The following is a 15,122-nucleotide window of genomic DNA, read 5'->3' as shown; positions in this document are numbered from 1 at the left end:
TTTTTAGTTTATCGCCCCTTAATTATTGCCCGCAATGGCATCATAAAAAAGCAGCTGGTTTTTGGATATGATCTTATCACCCGCTTGCAGGCCCGATGATATATAAGTAGTATCCTCAACCGTTTTTATAACCGCTACCTGACGTACCTTCAGGTCATCTTTACTGTTATAAACTACTACAAAGTTTTTGCTATTGTCATAAACTACAGCCTTGGCAGGTATAGCAACCGACTGCGCTTTTTCGCTGTTGGCTATTACCACGCTGGTAAACATTTCAGGTTTAAGCAGCATACCTTCATTAGGCAGCACAATTTTGATCTTCAAAACCTTATTATCCGGATCAAGCACAGAGCTTACCGCATCAACCTTGCCTGTAAATACTTTATCAGGATAAGCAATGGTTGTAACCTTAGCAGTATAACCAACCTTAACACGACTAATGTCCGACTCAAACACGTTAGCCCAGATCCAAACGTCTTTCATGTTTGATATGGTGAACATGCTATTGGCATTATCCGGACGGATAAAACCACCGGCTGTGATGTTTTTTTCAACTATAAACCCGCTTTCAGGGGCTTTGATCACTAAGGTACCGCCCGGGCTGGTGTTACCACCACCATTGATGGCAATTTGCTGTTGAACTTTATTATAAGCGGCTTCGGCTTTATTATAGTTTTCTTTAGCTTCGGTATAATCGCGCTCGCTTGAGATACCGTTTTTATATAAATATTCTGCCTGCTCTAACTGACGTTTGTAAATGGCAAGATCTGATTTTGAAGAGCTCAAATCAGTATAGTTACCGGCAACATCGGCACTGCGTACAATGGCAAGGGTTTGACCTTTGCTCACCTTATCGCCAAGTGAAACTTTCACATCCAGCACCTGTCCGCTCGAAAACGGAAATACTTTAACAACCGCGTTGTCATCGTATGATACCTCGCCCGAAAGGGTAAGCTCATTTTTTATGGTAGCGATCTTGGCTGTATCAATAGTGATAATTTTTGCCATCGAATCGCTCACAGTTACCTGTTTGTTTTCAACAGCAGGAGGGGTTTTGCCTTTACAAGCGGCAAGCAATAGTAAAGCTGAGATGCCGGAAAACAGCGTTTCTCTTTTCATCATAGTAAGTCTTAAAAAGTTAGTCAGGATTTTATTACGGTTGTGCCAACAGCAAAGTTGAGGTCGGCAATAGCTTTTTGCAGGTTAAATTTTTGTTGCAATATTTTTAGTTTGGTATCCTTATAGGTGTCAAAAAAGTCGACAAATTCCACAAGGCTTATCTGGCGCTGCTGGAAACTTTTGAGCATAGCACCAAACAGTTTATCGTATTGCTCATTAAATGTGATCTGCTGGTTAGAGAACAATTGCTCGTTCAGTTTATACTGATTAACGGCAGCAACCACATCATTTTTAAGCTGGAACTCGCTTTGTTTTAAAGTGCTCTCCTGGCTTTTGATATTGTATTGTGCAGATTTGATATTGCCCTGGTTGCGGTTAAACAACGGTATTGGTAAACCAATTTGTAAGCCATAGTAGTTACGGGCGTAGCTGCTGTTTTGGTCATAAGATACGCCGATGGTTACATCAGGCACAGCCAATGCTTTTTGATAAGCAAGGTTATGCGTGGCCGAATTTAACTGGTACTGGTTTGATAAGTAATCGGGCCTGTTGGTCATGGCCTGACTTATTAACGATTGTACATCCAGATCGGCGGTTTCAACCGGTTTGTCACTTATGATGGGCTGTACAAAAGTAGTTTCTTTAGTTTGAAGTAAGGTTTTAAGCTCAGTCTGCAGGTCGTTGATCTGGCGGTTGTTCTCAACCATGTCATTCTGCAAGCCAAACAGCAATGCTTTCAAGCGGATGAGGTCCTTCATGGAAGTATTGCCAACATCAAATGATTTTTGAATGGCATTAACCAGCTCGGTAGCCGATTTGATTTCGTTTTGATAAACCAATTGCTGGGCATTTAATGAACCCAGCTGACTGAAATCAAGCTGAAGATTATAACGCAGGTTACGCATCAGATCACTAAAGGCAGCTTCCTGAACTTTGGCATCGTCTTCGGCCACTTTTACCTGTTTGCCGCGTTTGCCGGCAGTGGCAAACACCTGGTTTAGCTGCACAAATACTTGTCCGCCACCGTTGGAGTGATTAAAAAATTTGTTGGTGCCACCGTCATGAATGTTTTGATCGGTGCTTAAAACGGGGTTGTCCCATAATTTAGCTTGTTGAATGAGCGCTTTCTGCGCATCAACATTATACTTTTGGGCAAGCAGGCTAAGGTTATTTTCAATGAACTGTTTTTCAGCGTCAGGGAAAGTGATCTTTAACGTATCTGTTTGTGCTTCGGCCTTTTGTGTTAGTAAACTAAAAAATAAGGGTGATATAAATAGCAGGGATTTTATATTTCGCATTTTCCTTCATCAAGATTCAACAATACAAAAATTCAAAACGGTTATGAATTTTGTATGAAGTGAAGAAAAACTAATGGTAGAGAGGGGCCTGATTTTGTCTGAACTCGAATTAAACGAATTGCAAGAATTTGTTTAATTCTATATTCTGGCAATTCAATAGATTCTTTAAATTCCGGTTCAGACAAAATCACGGTAATCCTCAAACCCTATGAATCAGGGTTCTTTCAGATATTTATTTCAAAGTCATCCGCATCCTTCAGGAAGGGGAGCGCGGTGCGTATCTTTTCAATCTCGTCGCCTACAATACTGAATGTGTAAAGGTCTTCTTCATCGCGTTTATAGTAAATTACTTTGCCGTTAGGATCAATACAGGTAGAATCGCCGCTGTGATAAACTTCGTTACCGTCGTGGCCCACACGGTTAACCGCTATGATATATGATTGATTTTCAACAGCACGTGCGGGTATCAGGGTACGCCAGTGCGCAGCCCGGCGCTCGGGCCAGTTGGCTACTACAATAAGCAGGTCGTATGCATTTTCTTCTATATTACGCAGCCACACCGGGAAACGGAGATCATAACAGATCACCGGGCAAATTTTCCAGCCGTTTAGCTCAACAAAAAGTTTTTGGGTGCCGGCGGTGTAAGTATTATGCTCTTTACCAAGCGCAAACAGGTGACGTTTATCATAATGTTCATACGTGCCATCGGGGCGCATCCAAATGAGGCGGTTATAGTATTTGCCACCCTCTTCTATAATGATACTTCCGGTTATCACACAATCATGCTGTTGGGCGGTTTTCTCCATCCATTGCATGGTTTTGCCATTCATAGGTTCGGCCAGTACCGCGGCATTCATAGTAAAGCCTGTGCTAAACATTTCGGGAAGTATAATGAGATCGGTTTTTTCGCGTATGCCGCCCGATAGCCTGAGTGTGATATTCTGAAGGTTTTTATCGATATTTTCCCAAAAAAGGTAGCCTTGAAAAACAGTAATTTTAAGATTATCCATAATCGTTGGTTCATAGTTGATGGATCATGGTTCATGGCAAAAAATGCATGAAGATTGGTTGATCCATACTGATAAAACTTATACAATTTGGCCATGATCCATTATCTATGAACCATTAACCAAAAATTAAACTTTGATTAACCTATCAACGGCTTTATCTAAAGTTTCTTGTCTTTTGGCGAAACAAAACCTTAATACATGGTGGTCAATCCCCTTGCTGTAAAATGCCGAAACAGGTATAGTTGCTACTCCAAATTCCTTTGCAATCCGGATAGAAAAATCAACATCTTTTTCGTCGGTCATATGCTGGTAACTTACTGACTGAAAGTATGAACCGTTGCAAGGCAGGAGTTTAAAACGGGTTTGTTCGAGCCCATTCCTGAAATAGTCGCGCTTCTGTCTGAAAAATTCAGCTAAGCCCAGGTAAGTTTCTTCGTTTTTTAGATGTTCGGCGATGGCATACTGGATAGGCGTATTAACGGCGAATACCAAAAATTGGTGAATTTTCCTGAACTCGTTCATGAGATAAGCAGGCGCCATGCAATATCCAACCTTCCAGCCGGTAGCATGAAAAGGCTTGCCGAATGATGCTACTATAAAACTACGTTGTTGCAGTTCGGGGTAGCGGGCCATGCTGTGGTGGGTTTCACCATCGTATATCAGGTGTTCGTACACCTCATCGCTCAATATCAATATGTCCTGGTTTTTTACCAGCGCGCTTAATTGTTCAATGTCTTCCTTGTGCAGGATAGTTGCCGTTGGGTTATGGGGCGAATTAAGGATGATCATTTTTGTTTTTTGGTTGATCAGCCGCTTCACCATATCCCAGGCAATACGATAGTTGGGTGGTTCGAGAGCAAGCGATTTTACAACGCCTCCCATCAACTTAATGGCGGGGGCGTAACAATCAAAAGCAGGTTCAAAAATGATTACTTCATCATTAGGATGTATCACAGCACTTATTGCTGTAAATATAGCCTGTGTACCACCGGCAGTTATGGTAATTTCCGTTTCCGGATTATAAACAGCGCCGTAAAGTTTTTCGGTTTTTTCGGCAATACGCTCTCTCAAAGCCATAACACCTGCCATGGGCGCATACTGATTATGGCCGTCTTTCATTGCTTTATTCACAAGCTCAATCAGCTCGGGCGAACAGTCGTAGTCAGGAAAACCCTGCGACAGATTTATTGCCCCGAGCTCGTTGGCCAGGGCCGACATGACGGTGAATATGGTGGTTCCTGTTTGGGGTAATTTTGAAACTACGTTTATCATCGATGGCTAAAGTAGGGAAAAATCATCATGAACCCATCCATGCAACCGGGTATTTTTTGTTTTTGGAAACAGTTTAATTTAAAGGTTTAAACATATTTGGAATGTTTTAAGTGGAGATTTTAACCGGAAAACGTTTTACTTCTCAGTGCGAAATAACGTTATTTAAATTGCGCAAAAAGCTATCAGTCTACTAAAATGATATCCGTAATCTTCGCGATATCGTAGCTGATCTTATTGATAAAGCCCAGTTGCTCTTTCAATAAAGCGTCCTCCGCCTGGGCCACAGGTTTCTGAGCTTCCGGATTAGGGGAAGGAATTTTACCAATATTGAATTCGATATTCTCGGCCTGTAGTTTTTGGCCGGTATCGTTTAATACAGTTATACTTTTTTTGATCAGCTTCATAGCCTCGGGGTGGGCAACCGCGATTTCTTTTTTACTTTGGGCCGATGCTATGGTAGCGATATATGAGGAAAGAATATGGTTTAGCACCACAAACTTATGTATATCCTTTATTTTGCGCTGCTTGCTTTTGGGCTCGGAGGTCATGCGCTCAAACGCGGCCGAAAGGTTGGCCGATTTTACATAAACCTCCTTACGTGCCAGTTTGTAGGCAGTAATACTGGTCATTTTGCCCGAAATGCTTTCGGCAATGGTAACCAGGTAATTGATATTGGCAATGATCACATCCCTCAGGGTTTCCTGGATCTGTTCAAACTCCCAGGTTGGGAATATCAGATAACTGGCCACCAAAGCAATGGTTGAGCCTATAATGGTATCGAGGATCCTTTCCTGGGCTACGTTTAATAATCCTACCCCTAAAAACTTGAATAGTATCAATACATAAGGTGTCATGAAAATAACGCTTACAACGTAGTTAAGGCGCTGAAAGCTGTAAGCCCCCATCATAAATATCACCAGGAAAATAAACTGGGCGGTAGCATTAGGGATAAAAGTAAGTATGGCTATACCAATAACACCGCCACCAATGGTGCCTATTAAACGCTGATAGTTACGCTGTTTGGAAAGGCTGAATCCTGGTTTCAATATCACAATAATAGTAAGCAATACCCAATAACTATGGTGGCCTAAGGAAACAAGCTTTGCCGTAATAAAGCCTACCAGGCATACCAATGCTACCCGCAGGGCATGCTTAAACGCGCCGGATGCCAGCGTAAAGTTGTCGGTGAAAATATGCGGTGCGAAATCCTGATGGCTTACAAACGCGGTGTATTCTACATCACCTTTTGGTTCATTTAATGATTCGGCAGCTTTAGAGCTGTAGTATTTATAGATGTTATTAATTCCCTCGCCAAGCGAGCGCAGGTTTATCAAGATCTTTTTAAGCACAAGGTTGCTGGTTTCCTGGTTGTTTTTACCAATGGAATCGATCTTAACTTTTAGTTTTTCCAGTTCGATGTTAAAGTCGGTGAGATGGCGGCGACGTGTATTTGTTAATACAATGTAAGCTACATCGTCAAGCTCATCGGCCATGTTATGTATAATGCGGGCTATCTCCGACAGTACACCGGTATCTTTAAATTTTTCGCGGATATATGCGTAGTCGTAATGCGTGGCCATGATCTGTTCATAGATATCAACCAGGTCAACAAAGGTTAGTACCAGGATGCGGCTTGGCGCGGTTGATTCGCGGGCCATAATGCGACTTTTAAAAAGTAACTCGCGCACGGCGTCCTGGTGCTGGCTCACCTGGATCTGTTTGGAAACCAGTTTACGGTAGTTTTCGTCGATATCGGTATCCGATAAGTAAAAATCAGCTTTGATGCGTAAAAACCGCGCTATATCGGTCACGTTTTCGCCAAGGGCCTGTTGGGCCGCGCGATAGGGGCGAATACCAAAAAATACCAGACTGAAGATCATATACCAAACTCCCCCGGCCAAAATCTTAGCGCTGTAACCCAATACCTCCGGTGCTGCCAATGCTTTATCCATCATAAAAATCATGATGAGCAATGAGCAGGTACCTACCGATGCCGCCCTGTTACCATAAACAGTGAACATTGAAAACAGAAAGGCGAAAAAGGTGATCTCGATACCAAGGGTAATTACGTTGAGCCTCGCAAAACCGGTAATAACAGCTACCAAAAACAGGCAAAGATTGCCGGCTGCCATGGCGTTACGTTTGTGCGATACTGGTCCGGGCGTATCAATAACACAGATACACAATGCGCCCAAAGAAAGCGTAAGGCCGAGATCAAATTTATCAAATTGCATTAACAGCAGGGAAGGCAGTAATATGCCTATACAGATCCGGATGCCATCAGAAAAATATTGACTGTAAAAGAAACTTTTTATCTCCCTGATGTTTATAGACATGGTAGTAGCAGCTTTATAAATAACAGAACTATTATAAGAAATTTTGTTTGTTCGGGCTGTTTTTATTAAATATAATTTATTGCCCCGAAATGGTGTTTTGAATTTCCATATTTTTAATTTTAGTGGTTTATTTTATAAAAATGCTATTAATTAAAGATTTGTGTTAATAAATATTTACTTTTTGATGAATTTAAATTAAAGATCAGTAAATTCACCCCCCGGAAAAGGCCAAAAAGCTAAACCAATCAATTTTACCTCAATTTAATTTTTTACTATGTCGCCAACGTTAAAACTCAGCCAAAGAGAAGCAGCCTTCAATAACGAGGTTGTTACCCGATTTGAGTTATATAACAGTTTGTTTCAAACACTTCCGTTTTACCAGGTAAAGGATACCGGTATTCTATTGCCGTTCTTCAGCTCACATTGCGAAAAGGGCGCCATCACTCATGATTCGCCGACAGCCATTATCGAGTCGTTTTTTGAAAAGTACGTACCGGATATCGAACATCGTGAGCAGATTAACCGCATGTTCAGGTTTATTCAGTACATTGAACGTCAGGTAGTATTGTTTGACGCCATTGAAGATTCATCATTTAATAAAATAGGTAAGTTTGATGATAGCGGTACCCTGCAAAGTTTATTGCAGCACGCGGCCATCAGCGATGAAAGCCGCCAGGATATCAGCGAAAAGCTTAAAGATTTTTCTTTACGCCTGGTGCTTACTGCTCACCCTACACAGTTTTATCCCGGTACGGTGCTTGGCATCATGACCGATTTGATTGAAGCCGTAAAAACCAACGATATTAATAGTATCGATGTATTGCTGCAGCAACTGGGTAAAACGCCTTTCTTTAATAAAACATCACCAACGCCGGTTGATGAGGCTGTTAGCCTTTCCTGGTTTTTGGAAAATATATTTTACCATGCCGTATCAGATATTCAGGCTAAACTTGAAGAGGAATTTGATATTGACGCGGCAAGCCGTCAGATCCTGGAATTAGGTTTCTGGCCGGGCGGCGACCGCGATGGTAACCCTAACGTAACAACGCAAACAACCAAAGAAGTTGCCAGCTTTTTAAGGCAGCGTCTGTTTCGTTGTTATTACCGCGACTTTCGGACGCTTAAACGCCGCATAACTTTCCGCGGTGTGGAAGAAGCGATGGGTAAATTGGAGAACCTTTTTTACAAAAATGCCAATGAACAGTTAACACCTGTTGATTTACAAGGCGAGATCCTGGATCTATTGCTGTCTATTAAAGATGTTATCCTTAAAGATCACGATGGTTTGTTTGTAGATATTGTTGAGGATATGATCCAAAAGGTGCGCCTGTTTGGATGTTATTTCGCTACGATAGATATCAGGCAGGATAGCCGCATTTTGCGCAAGGTTTTTGAGTACGGCACCAAAAATATCGATACCGGTGTTGCCGAGGGTTATTCTGAATTGAGCGAAGATGAAAAGGTAAAAAGTATCGCTTTTAAAGAGGCTGATTTTGTTTGCCCCGAAGAAGAAAAAGATGCCATGATTCACGATACGCTGGATACCATCAGGCTGGTTAAACAGATCCAGGAGGGTAATGGCGAAAAAGCTTGCCAGCGCTTTATTATCAGTAACTGTCAGCGCGCGTCTGATATTCTGCAGCTAATCGATCTTTTTTTATGGAGTGGCTGGAAAAAAGATAGCCTGAGCATTGATTTTATGCCGTTGTTTGAAACCGTGAACGATTTGGAACATGCGGCGGGCATTATGGAGCAGCTATATACACATCCGTTTTATGCCGAGCACTTGAAAAACCGTGGCAGCCAGCAAACCATTATGCTTGGTTTCTCTGATAGTACTAAAGACGGTGGTTACCTGATGGCCAACTGGTCGATATACAAAGCCAAAGTTGAACTTACTGCTATGGCCCGTAAATACGGCATCCAACTGGCGTTTTTTGACGGTAGGGGCGGCCCACCGGCACGTGGTGGTGGTAAAACACATCGTTTCTACGCGTCAATGGGTAAGGAGATTGCCAATGAGCATATCCAGTTAACTATCCAGGGTCAAACCGTAAGTTCGCAATATGGCTCGGTTGAAACTGCAAGGTTTAATATGGAACAGCTCATCAATGCCGGCGTTATCTCGGCCCTGCATCCAAACCGTAATGACTTATTGGATAACCGTCATAAAGAACTTATTCAGCAAATGGCCGATATAAGCTACAAGTTGTTTATCGATCTGCGTGCGCATCCTTTATTTGTTGAATACCTGGAGAAATTCAGTCCGCTGAAATTATTGTCAAGGATCAATATCAGTAGCCGCCCAACCAAGCGTAATGCTGGCGCACAATTGAAACTGGAAGACCTGAGGGCTATCAGCTTTGTAACTTCATGGAGCCAGTTAAAACAAAGTATCCCGGGTTTTTATGGTGTAGGCACTGCGCTTAAACAGGTTAAAGAAACCGGTGGCTGGGACGAGATCAAAGAACTTTATCAAACATCAGGTTTCTTCAAAACCATGTTGGATAACTGTATGATGTCGATGTCGAAATCAGATTTCCGGGTTACCGCGTATCTTGAACAAGACAAAAAATTTGGCGCTTTCTGGAAAATGCTGAAAGACGAGTTTGTACTTACCCGCGAAATGCTGTTAGAACTAACCGGAAGTACCGTACTGATGGAAGAATACCCGGTTGAACGCCGTTCTATCGCTATCCGCGAAAAAATTGTGTTGCCGTTGGTGATCATCCAACATTATGCGCTGCAATGCATAAACTATGAAAAAGATACCGAGCTTAATGATGTTTATAATAAGCTGGTGATCCGTACGGTTTATGGTATTGTAAATGCAGGGCGCAATTTGGCTTAGCAGTTTATTGTTTTAATTTATATCCCCGTCCACCTGTTAGCAATAGCAGGTGGATTTTTTTTGCCTGTATTATACGCTTTTGTTAAAAGAAATGACTGTATAAAGTGCTCTGTATTATTGGGTTTTTGTTTTTATACGCCTAACTTTATACAAATCCCTTAAGCCATCACCTATGAAAAAAGTAATTATTCCGGTAAGTTTGTTGATTATTGCATCTTCATGTAAACAAAATACTCCAGTTACTATGTATAAATGGCCCGATGTAAAACCCCCCGTTGCAGAAGTTAAGCCACATATCCGTACCATCCATAATGATACTGTTACTGATAATTATTACTGGATGATTGATTATTTTAAGAAAGGTCCCGATAGTACCAAAGCTGTAGATTACCTGAAAGCGGAGAACGCTTACCAGGACACTATGATGAGCGGTACCAAAAACTTTCAGAAGGTACTGTTTGATGAAATGAAAGCCAGGATCAAGGAGAAGGATGAATCGGTACCAGTATTTAAAAACGGTTACTACTATTATTCACGTACCGACGAGGGAAAAGAGTATTACAAATATTGCCGTAAAAAAGGCAGTCTTGATGCTAAGGAGGAAGTGTTGCTTGACGTAGATGAAATGGCAAAAGGACATAGCTATTATTCTGCCAATGGATTTAATGTTAGTCCGGATAATAAGCTGCTGGCTTATGGCATTGATATGGTTTCGAGGAGGCAGTATACTATTCATGTTAAAAACCTGGAAACGGGTGAAATTTATACAGATGCGATAGTGAATACCACCGGCGGATCTGTTTGGGCAAAGGATAATAAAACATTATTCTATACAGCCAAAAACCCCGAAACGCTGCTTACCGAAAAAATTAAACGCCACGCTTTAGGTTCTAAAGATGCTGATGTGGTTGTTTATGAGGAAAAAGATAAATCAAATTATATCGGTGTAGATAAATCAAAATCGGGCGATTATATTTTTATCGAGTCGCGGGCGACTTTATCGTCTGAGTTCAGGTACCTGGATGCTGGCAAACCTAACGAAGTTTTTAAAGTTTTTCAGCCTCGTATCAAAGATGTATTGTACAGTGTTACTGCCCTTGCCGATAAGTTTTTGATAGTAACCAATCAGGATGCTATCAACTTTAAACTGATGGAATGCCCGCTTGATAAAACTGAAAGCAGCAACTGGAAAGAAGTTTTGCCACATCGCAAAGATGTGTTGCTGGAAGGGGTTGAAGAGTATAAGGATTTTATCGTGATCACCGAGCGCAAGAATGGGCTAAACCAATTCAGGGTGCGTAACCTTGCATCAGGTGCCGAGCATTATGTTGATTTTAAAGAAGCCGCTTATGCTATTTATGTGGGCGCTAATCCCGATTATAACAGTAAGGTATTAAGGTACGGGTATACTTCGCTTACCACGCCGTCATCAACCTTTGATTATAACATGGAGACAAAGGCCTCCAAACTGATGAAGCAACAAGAGGTGTTGGGTAGGTATAAGGCCGATGATTATGTAACCGAACGTATTTACGCCACCGCGACAGATGGGACTAAAGTGCCCATATCATTAGTTTATAAAAAGGGATTCGACAAAAATGGCAAAGCGCCTTTACTGCTTTATGGCTATGGTTCTTACGGTTATACCAATGATGTTTATTTTTCGAGCGCGCGGTTAAGTTTACTCGACAGAGGTTTTGTTTTCGCAATGGCTGGCATCCGGGGCGGACAGGAAATGGGCCGTCAGTGGTACCTGGATGGCAAGTTGATGAAAAAGAAAAACACCTTTACTGATTTTATTGACTGTGGTAAATACCTTGTTGATCAAAAATATACCAGTAAAGAGCATTTGTACGCCGAAGGCGGTAGTGCCGGTGGCTTGCTGATGGGCGCTGTAGCCAATATGGCTCCCGACCTTTGGCATGGCATTATTGCCGAAGTTCCTTTTGTTGACGTGGTAAACACTATGCTTGACGAAAGTATCCCTTTAACTACAAATGAGTTTGATGAATGGGGGAATCCTAAAAATGAGGATGCCTACAAATACATGAAAAGCTATTCGCCTTATGAAAACGTGGAGAAGAAAGCTTATCCGAACATGTTGGTTGTAACCGGGTTGCATGATAGCCAGGTGCAATATTTTGAACCATCCAAATGGGTAGCCAAGTTACGCGCCAATAAAACAGACAACAACGTGCTAATGCTGCATACCAATATGGATTACGGCCATGGCGGAGCATCGGGAAGGTTTGATTATTTAAAAGAAGAAGCGTTAAACTACGCGTTTTTGTTTGCGCTGGAGGGGATAGAGAAGTAGGTGAGTGGTTGATCGGGTTGATTGGTGAGTGGTTGGGTACACAAATTACAAAACAACACGTCATTGCGAGATACGAAGCAATTGCGAACTGTACAAGGAGAACTTACACGGTTACTCTGTAAGTAGGGGATTGCTTCGTACCTCGCAATGACGATTTTTATATTAGAATCCATCAATTTTATCTCCCCTAAATAAAACCTTATATCTTTCAGGCTAATTTCCAGTAAGTGGCCGGATAAATAAATTGTGGTTTATTATATTCGGCAAAACCCACTTTGGTAATGAAATTAGCATCCAAACTAACCCTGTCATTTTGCCTGTTTTTTTGCACTGCCGCATTAGCTCAGCAACCTGTTAATATGCAGTATTCGGTATCTATGGAAAAGGCAGCCGAACATTTGTGTCATGTTGAGCTCAGTAACAAAACCCACCTCAAAACGCTCGACTTTAAAATGTGCGTTTGGACACCAGGTTATTATCAGCTGATAGATTTTGCGGGCGCTGTGCAAAATTTTGCTGTGACCGACGCAAAAGGCAATTCGCTAAAATTTGATAAGCCGACTAAAGATACCTGGAAAGTTAATAACCCTTCGGCAGGCGATGTCAAGATCTCGTACGATGTAAAAGCTGTGGTGCCCTTTGTAGGCAACGTTTACTTGGATGAAACGCGTGGTTATATTACTCCCGGTGGCCTGTTCATGTATCTCGACCAGGAATTGCGTCACCCGGTTACCATCAAGATGAAACCTTACAGTAAGTGGAAGGATCTGGTAGCTACCGGACTGGATACATTGAAAGGGCAGTACCACGTTTATAAAGCTGCTGATTTCGATGTACTTTATGACAGTCCGTTTTTAATGGGTGAGCTGGAAGTTTTGCCGCCTTTTACAGTACAAAACAAACCACACAACTTTATTGGTTATAAGTTACCCGCTTTTGACAGGCAGGCATTTATGGACGATCTGAAAAAGATCGTAGTTACCGGTAGTAATATCATTGGCGAAATACCTTATACGCATTACACTTTTCTGTCGATAGGGGCAGGCGGTGGCGGTATTGAGCATTTAAACTCAACCTCGTTAAGCTTCAGCGGAGGCGAAGGTTTTAATACCCCCGATGCCCGTAAAAAGCTTTACAACTTTATAGCGCACGAATATTTTCACCATTACAATGTTAAGCGCATAAGGCCGGTTGAGCTTGGGCCCTTTGATTACTCGAAAGAGAACCATACCAATATGCTTTGGGTATCAGAAGGCTTTACCGTTTATTATGAGTACATGATCACGAGGCATGCCGGTTTAATGACCAATGACGATATGTTTGGCGATTTTCAGAACAACCTGCGTAACTATGAAAACGAGCCGGGGCATTTATATCAATCTGCAACACAAGCCAGTTACAATACCTGGGATGACGGACCTAACGGCAGGCAGGGCGATGATTTTAACAAAACCATTTCGTACTATGATAAAGGGCCAATTTTGGGGCTGATGCTTGATTTTAACATTCGCTATGCTACACAAAACAAGAAAACGCTGGATGATGTAATGCGCCTGCTTTACTACAAATATTACAAAAAGCTGAACCGCGGCTTTACAGAACAGGAGTTCCGGAACGAATGCGAAAAAATGGCAGCTATACCTTTAACGGAGGTATTTGAATATGCATCGACGGTTAAACCTCCGGATTATCCAAAATATTTTGCTTATGGTGGATTGGCTGTAGATACCGCTACAACCACAGTTTCCAACGCCTGGGCCGGATTAAACATGCGCCAGGTTAGGGATACCATGCGTATCACCACAGTGGCTTACCAATCACCCGCCTGGAATGCCGGTATTCGCGGCCGCAGCGTTGTTTTAAAAATTGATGGAGAGGCTGCCAATCCGGAAGCTTTAGGCAAGGCACTCGATAACCGTAAAGAAGGCGATGTGGTGAAGTTTACCATTCTGAAAAACGGCGAAACAAAAGATATAAACGTAACGCCCGGCAAAAAGCGTGAAAAGTCATTCAGGATTACCCCGTTGCCAAACCCCGATAAATTACAGGCGGCCATCTTTAAAAGTTGGACGGAAGGGAAGTAATACGTTTGGTAAGCGGTTTTGAGTCCGTAAGTCTGAAAGCGAGTACGGATTAATCTTTTAAGACTTACGGACATCGGACTTTCAAACTTTTCTGCGTTAGCGATAGGAGCGGATACCGGCCTGTGTGTAAGGCCTGCAGGCGTATGAGCGTATAGCGCGGGCCGGAGGTAACGCCATTATTGATTTCTGAGTTGGGATTTTTGATTTCGGATTTACATTATGTCTGAACCGGAATTAAATGAATTAAAGACTTTGTCGAATGCGCCGGAAACTCTGCAAATTTTTTAATTCCAGAAAATCGAGTTCTGGCAGTAATAAATACTTACCCAATCCGGCTAATCAACTATCCTCTCCCCAATCAATCACCTATAAAACGACCGCTTACTTAATCAGCCAGCAACCATTAACCCCATAAAACCAACCACTCACTAAGCGTAAAAACAAATCTGCCCACCCCTTGCTTTTGCATAATTAATCACTATCTTTGCACCCACAATTAATAAAATAGTTAACGCTTTAATATTATTCAAGTAATGTATTTAGGTAAAGAAGCAAAGGCAGAGATCTTTGCAAAACACGGTAAATCAGCTACAGACACAGGTTCTGCAGAAGGACAGGTAGCTTTATTCACCACTCGTATCGCACATTTAACTGGCCACCTGAAAAAAAACAAACATGATTTTTCAACCCAGTTATCACTGCAAAAATTAGTAGGTAAGCGTCGTGCGTTACTTGCTTATTTATACAAAAAAGACATTGAAAGATATCGTGCTATCATCAAAGCTTTACAGCTTAGGGATATCATTAAGTAATTCTCTCCTTTTTTATTTAAAAG

Annotated in this window: 9 protein-coding genes; 4 read left to right on the top strand and 5 right to left on the bottom strand. The window is 41.9% G+C overall.

Features of this window, described 5'->3' with window-relative positions; genetic code table 11:
* Positions 1-18: 18 nt before the first annotated feature.
* The 5 genes from DUL71_RS12305 to DUL71_RS12285 all read right to left on the bottom strand — a co-directional run bounded on the left by DUL71_RS12305 (position 19) and on the right by DUL71_RS12285 (position 7,035).
* Entirely contained in the window at positions 19-1,122 is a 1,104-nt protein-coding gene (locus DUL71_RS12305; RefSeq protein WP_244228740.1) for an efflux RND transporter periplasmic adaptor subunit, read from the bottom strand.
* Positions 1,123-1,142: 20 nt separating this feature from the next.
* Positions 1,143-2,417, bottom strand: a complete 1,275-nt coding sequence (locus tag DUL71_RS12300) for a TolC family protein (protein WP_114938328.1) — start codon at positions 2,415-2,417, stop codon at positions 1,143-1,145.
* A gap of 224 nt (positions 2,418-2,641) precedes the next feature.
* Entirely contained in the window at positions 2,642-3,427 is a 786-nt protein-coding gene (locus DUL71_RS12295; protein WP_114938327.1) for an amidohydrolase, read from the bottom strand.
* 126 nt (positions 3,428-3,553) lie between these two features.
* Entirely contained in the window at positions 3,554-4,699 is a 1,146-nt protein-coding gene (locus tag DUL71_RS12290) for a methionine aminotransferase (protein ID WP_114938326.1), read from the bottom strand.
* Between the two features lie 182 nt (positions 4,700-4,881).
* Positions 4,882-7,035, bottom strand: a complete 2,154-nt coding sequence (locus DUL71_RS12285) for an FUSC family membrane protein (RefSeq protein WP_114938325.1) — start codon at positions 7,033-7,035, stop codon at positions 4,882-4,884.
* A gap of 274 nt (positions 7,036-7,309) precedes the next feature.
* Between DUL71_RS12285 and DUL71_RS12280 the strand changes: the two genes are divergently transcribed.
* The 4 genes from DUL71_RS12280 (at position 7,310) to rpsO (ending at position 15,099) form a co-directional block, all read left to right on the top strand.
* Positions 7,310-9,886 carry a phosphoenolpyruvate carboxylase gene (locus DUL71_RS12280; RefSeq protein WP_114938324.1) on the top strand — a complete coding sequence of 859 codons (2,577 nt, stop codon included), beginning with the start codon at positions 7,310-7,312 and terminating at the stop codon, positions 9,884-9,886.
* A gap of 172 nt (positions 9,887-10,058) precedes the next feature.
* A complete protein-coding gene (locus DUL71_RS12275) occupies positions 10,059-12,203 on the top strand; it encodes a S9 family peptidase (protein ID WP_114938323.1) in 2,145 nt (714 codons plus the stop codon).
* A 281-nt stretch (positions 12,204-12,484) separates the two neighbouring features.
* Positions 12,485-14,287, top strand: a complete 1,803-nt coding sequence (locus tag DUL71_RS12270; RefSeq protein ID WP_114938322.1) for a M61 family metallopeptidase — start codon at positions 12,485-12,487, stop codon at positions 14,285-14,287.
* 533 nt (positions 14,288-14,820) lie between these two features.
* A complete protein-coding gene (rpsO, locus tag DUL71_RS12265; protein ID WP_112571906.1) occupies positions 14,821-15,099 on the top strand; it encodes a 30S ribosomal protein S15 in 279 nt (92 codons plus the stop codon).
* Positions 15,100-15,122 lie beyond the last annotated feature (23 nt).

It is taken from the genome of Mucilaginibacter endophyticus (assembly GCF_003351025.1).
GTDB lineage: Bacteria > Bacteroidota > Bacteroidia > Sphingobacteriales > Sphingobacteriaceae > Mucilaginibacter > Mucilaginibacter endophyticus.
This window is presented reverse-complemented; position numbering and strand designations above follow the sequence as displayed.

What these genes read in the sequence shown, in the direction of transcription:
- DUL71_RS12305 (WP_244228740.1), bottom strand. Translation starts at nt 1,122, where the DNA reads ATGATGAAAAGAGAAACGCTGTTTTCCGGCATCTCAGCTTTACTATTG.
- DUL71_RS12300 (WP_114938328.1), bottom strand. Translation starts at nt 2,417, where the DNA reads ATGCGAAATATAAAATCCCTGCTATTTATATCACCCTTATTTTTTAGT.
- DUL71_RS12295 (WP_114938327.1), bottom strand. Translation starts at nt 3,427, where the DNA reads ATGGATAATCTTAAAATTACTGTTTTTCAAGGCTACCTTTTTTGGGAA.
- DUL71_RS12290 (WP_114938326.1), bottom strand. Translation starts at nt 4,699, where the DNA reads ATGATAAACGTAGTTTCAAAATTACCCCAAACAGGAACCACCATATTC.
- DUL71_RS12285 (WP_114938325.1), bottom strand. Translation starts at nt 7,035, where the DNA reads ATGTCTATAAACATCAGGGAGATAAAAAGTTTCTTTTACAGTCAATAT.
- DUL71_RS12280 (WP_114938324.1), top strand. Translation starts at nt 7,310, where the DNA reads ATGTCGCCAACGTTAAAACTCAGCCAAAGAGAAGCAGCCTTCAATAAC.
- DUL71_RS12275 (WP_114938323.1), top strand. Translation starts at nt 10,059, where the DNA reads ATGAAAAAAGTAATTATTCCGGTAAGTTTGTTGATTATTGCATCTTCA.
- DUL71_RS12270 (WP_114938322.1), top strand. Translation starts at nt 12,485, where the DNA reads ATGAAATTAGCATCCAAACTAACCCTGTCATTTTGCCTGTTTTTTTGC.
- rpsO (WP_112571906.1), top strand. Translation starts at nt 14,821, where the DNA reads ATGTATTTAGGTAAAGAAGCAAAGGCAGAGATCTTTGCAAAACACGGT.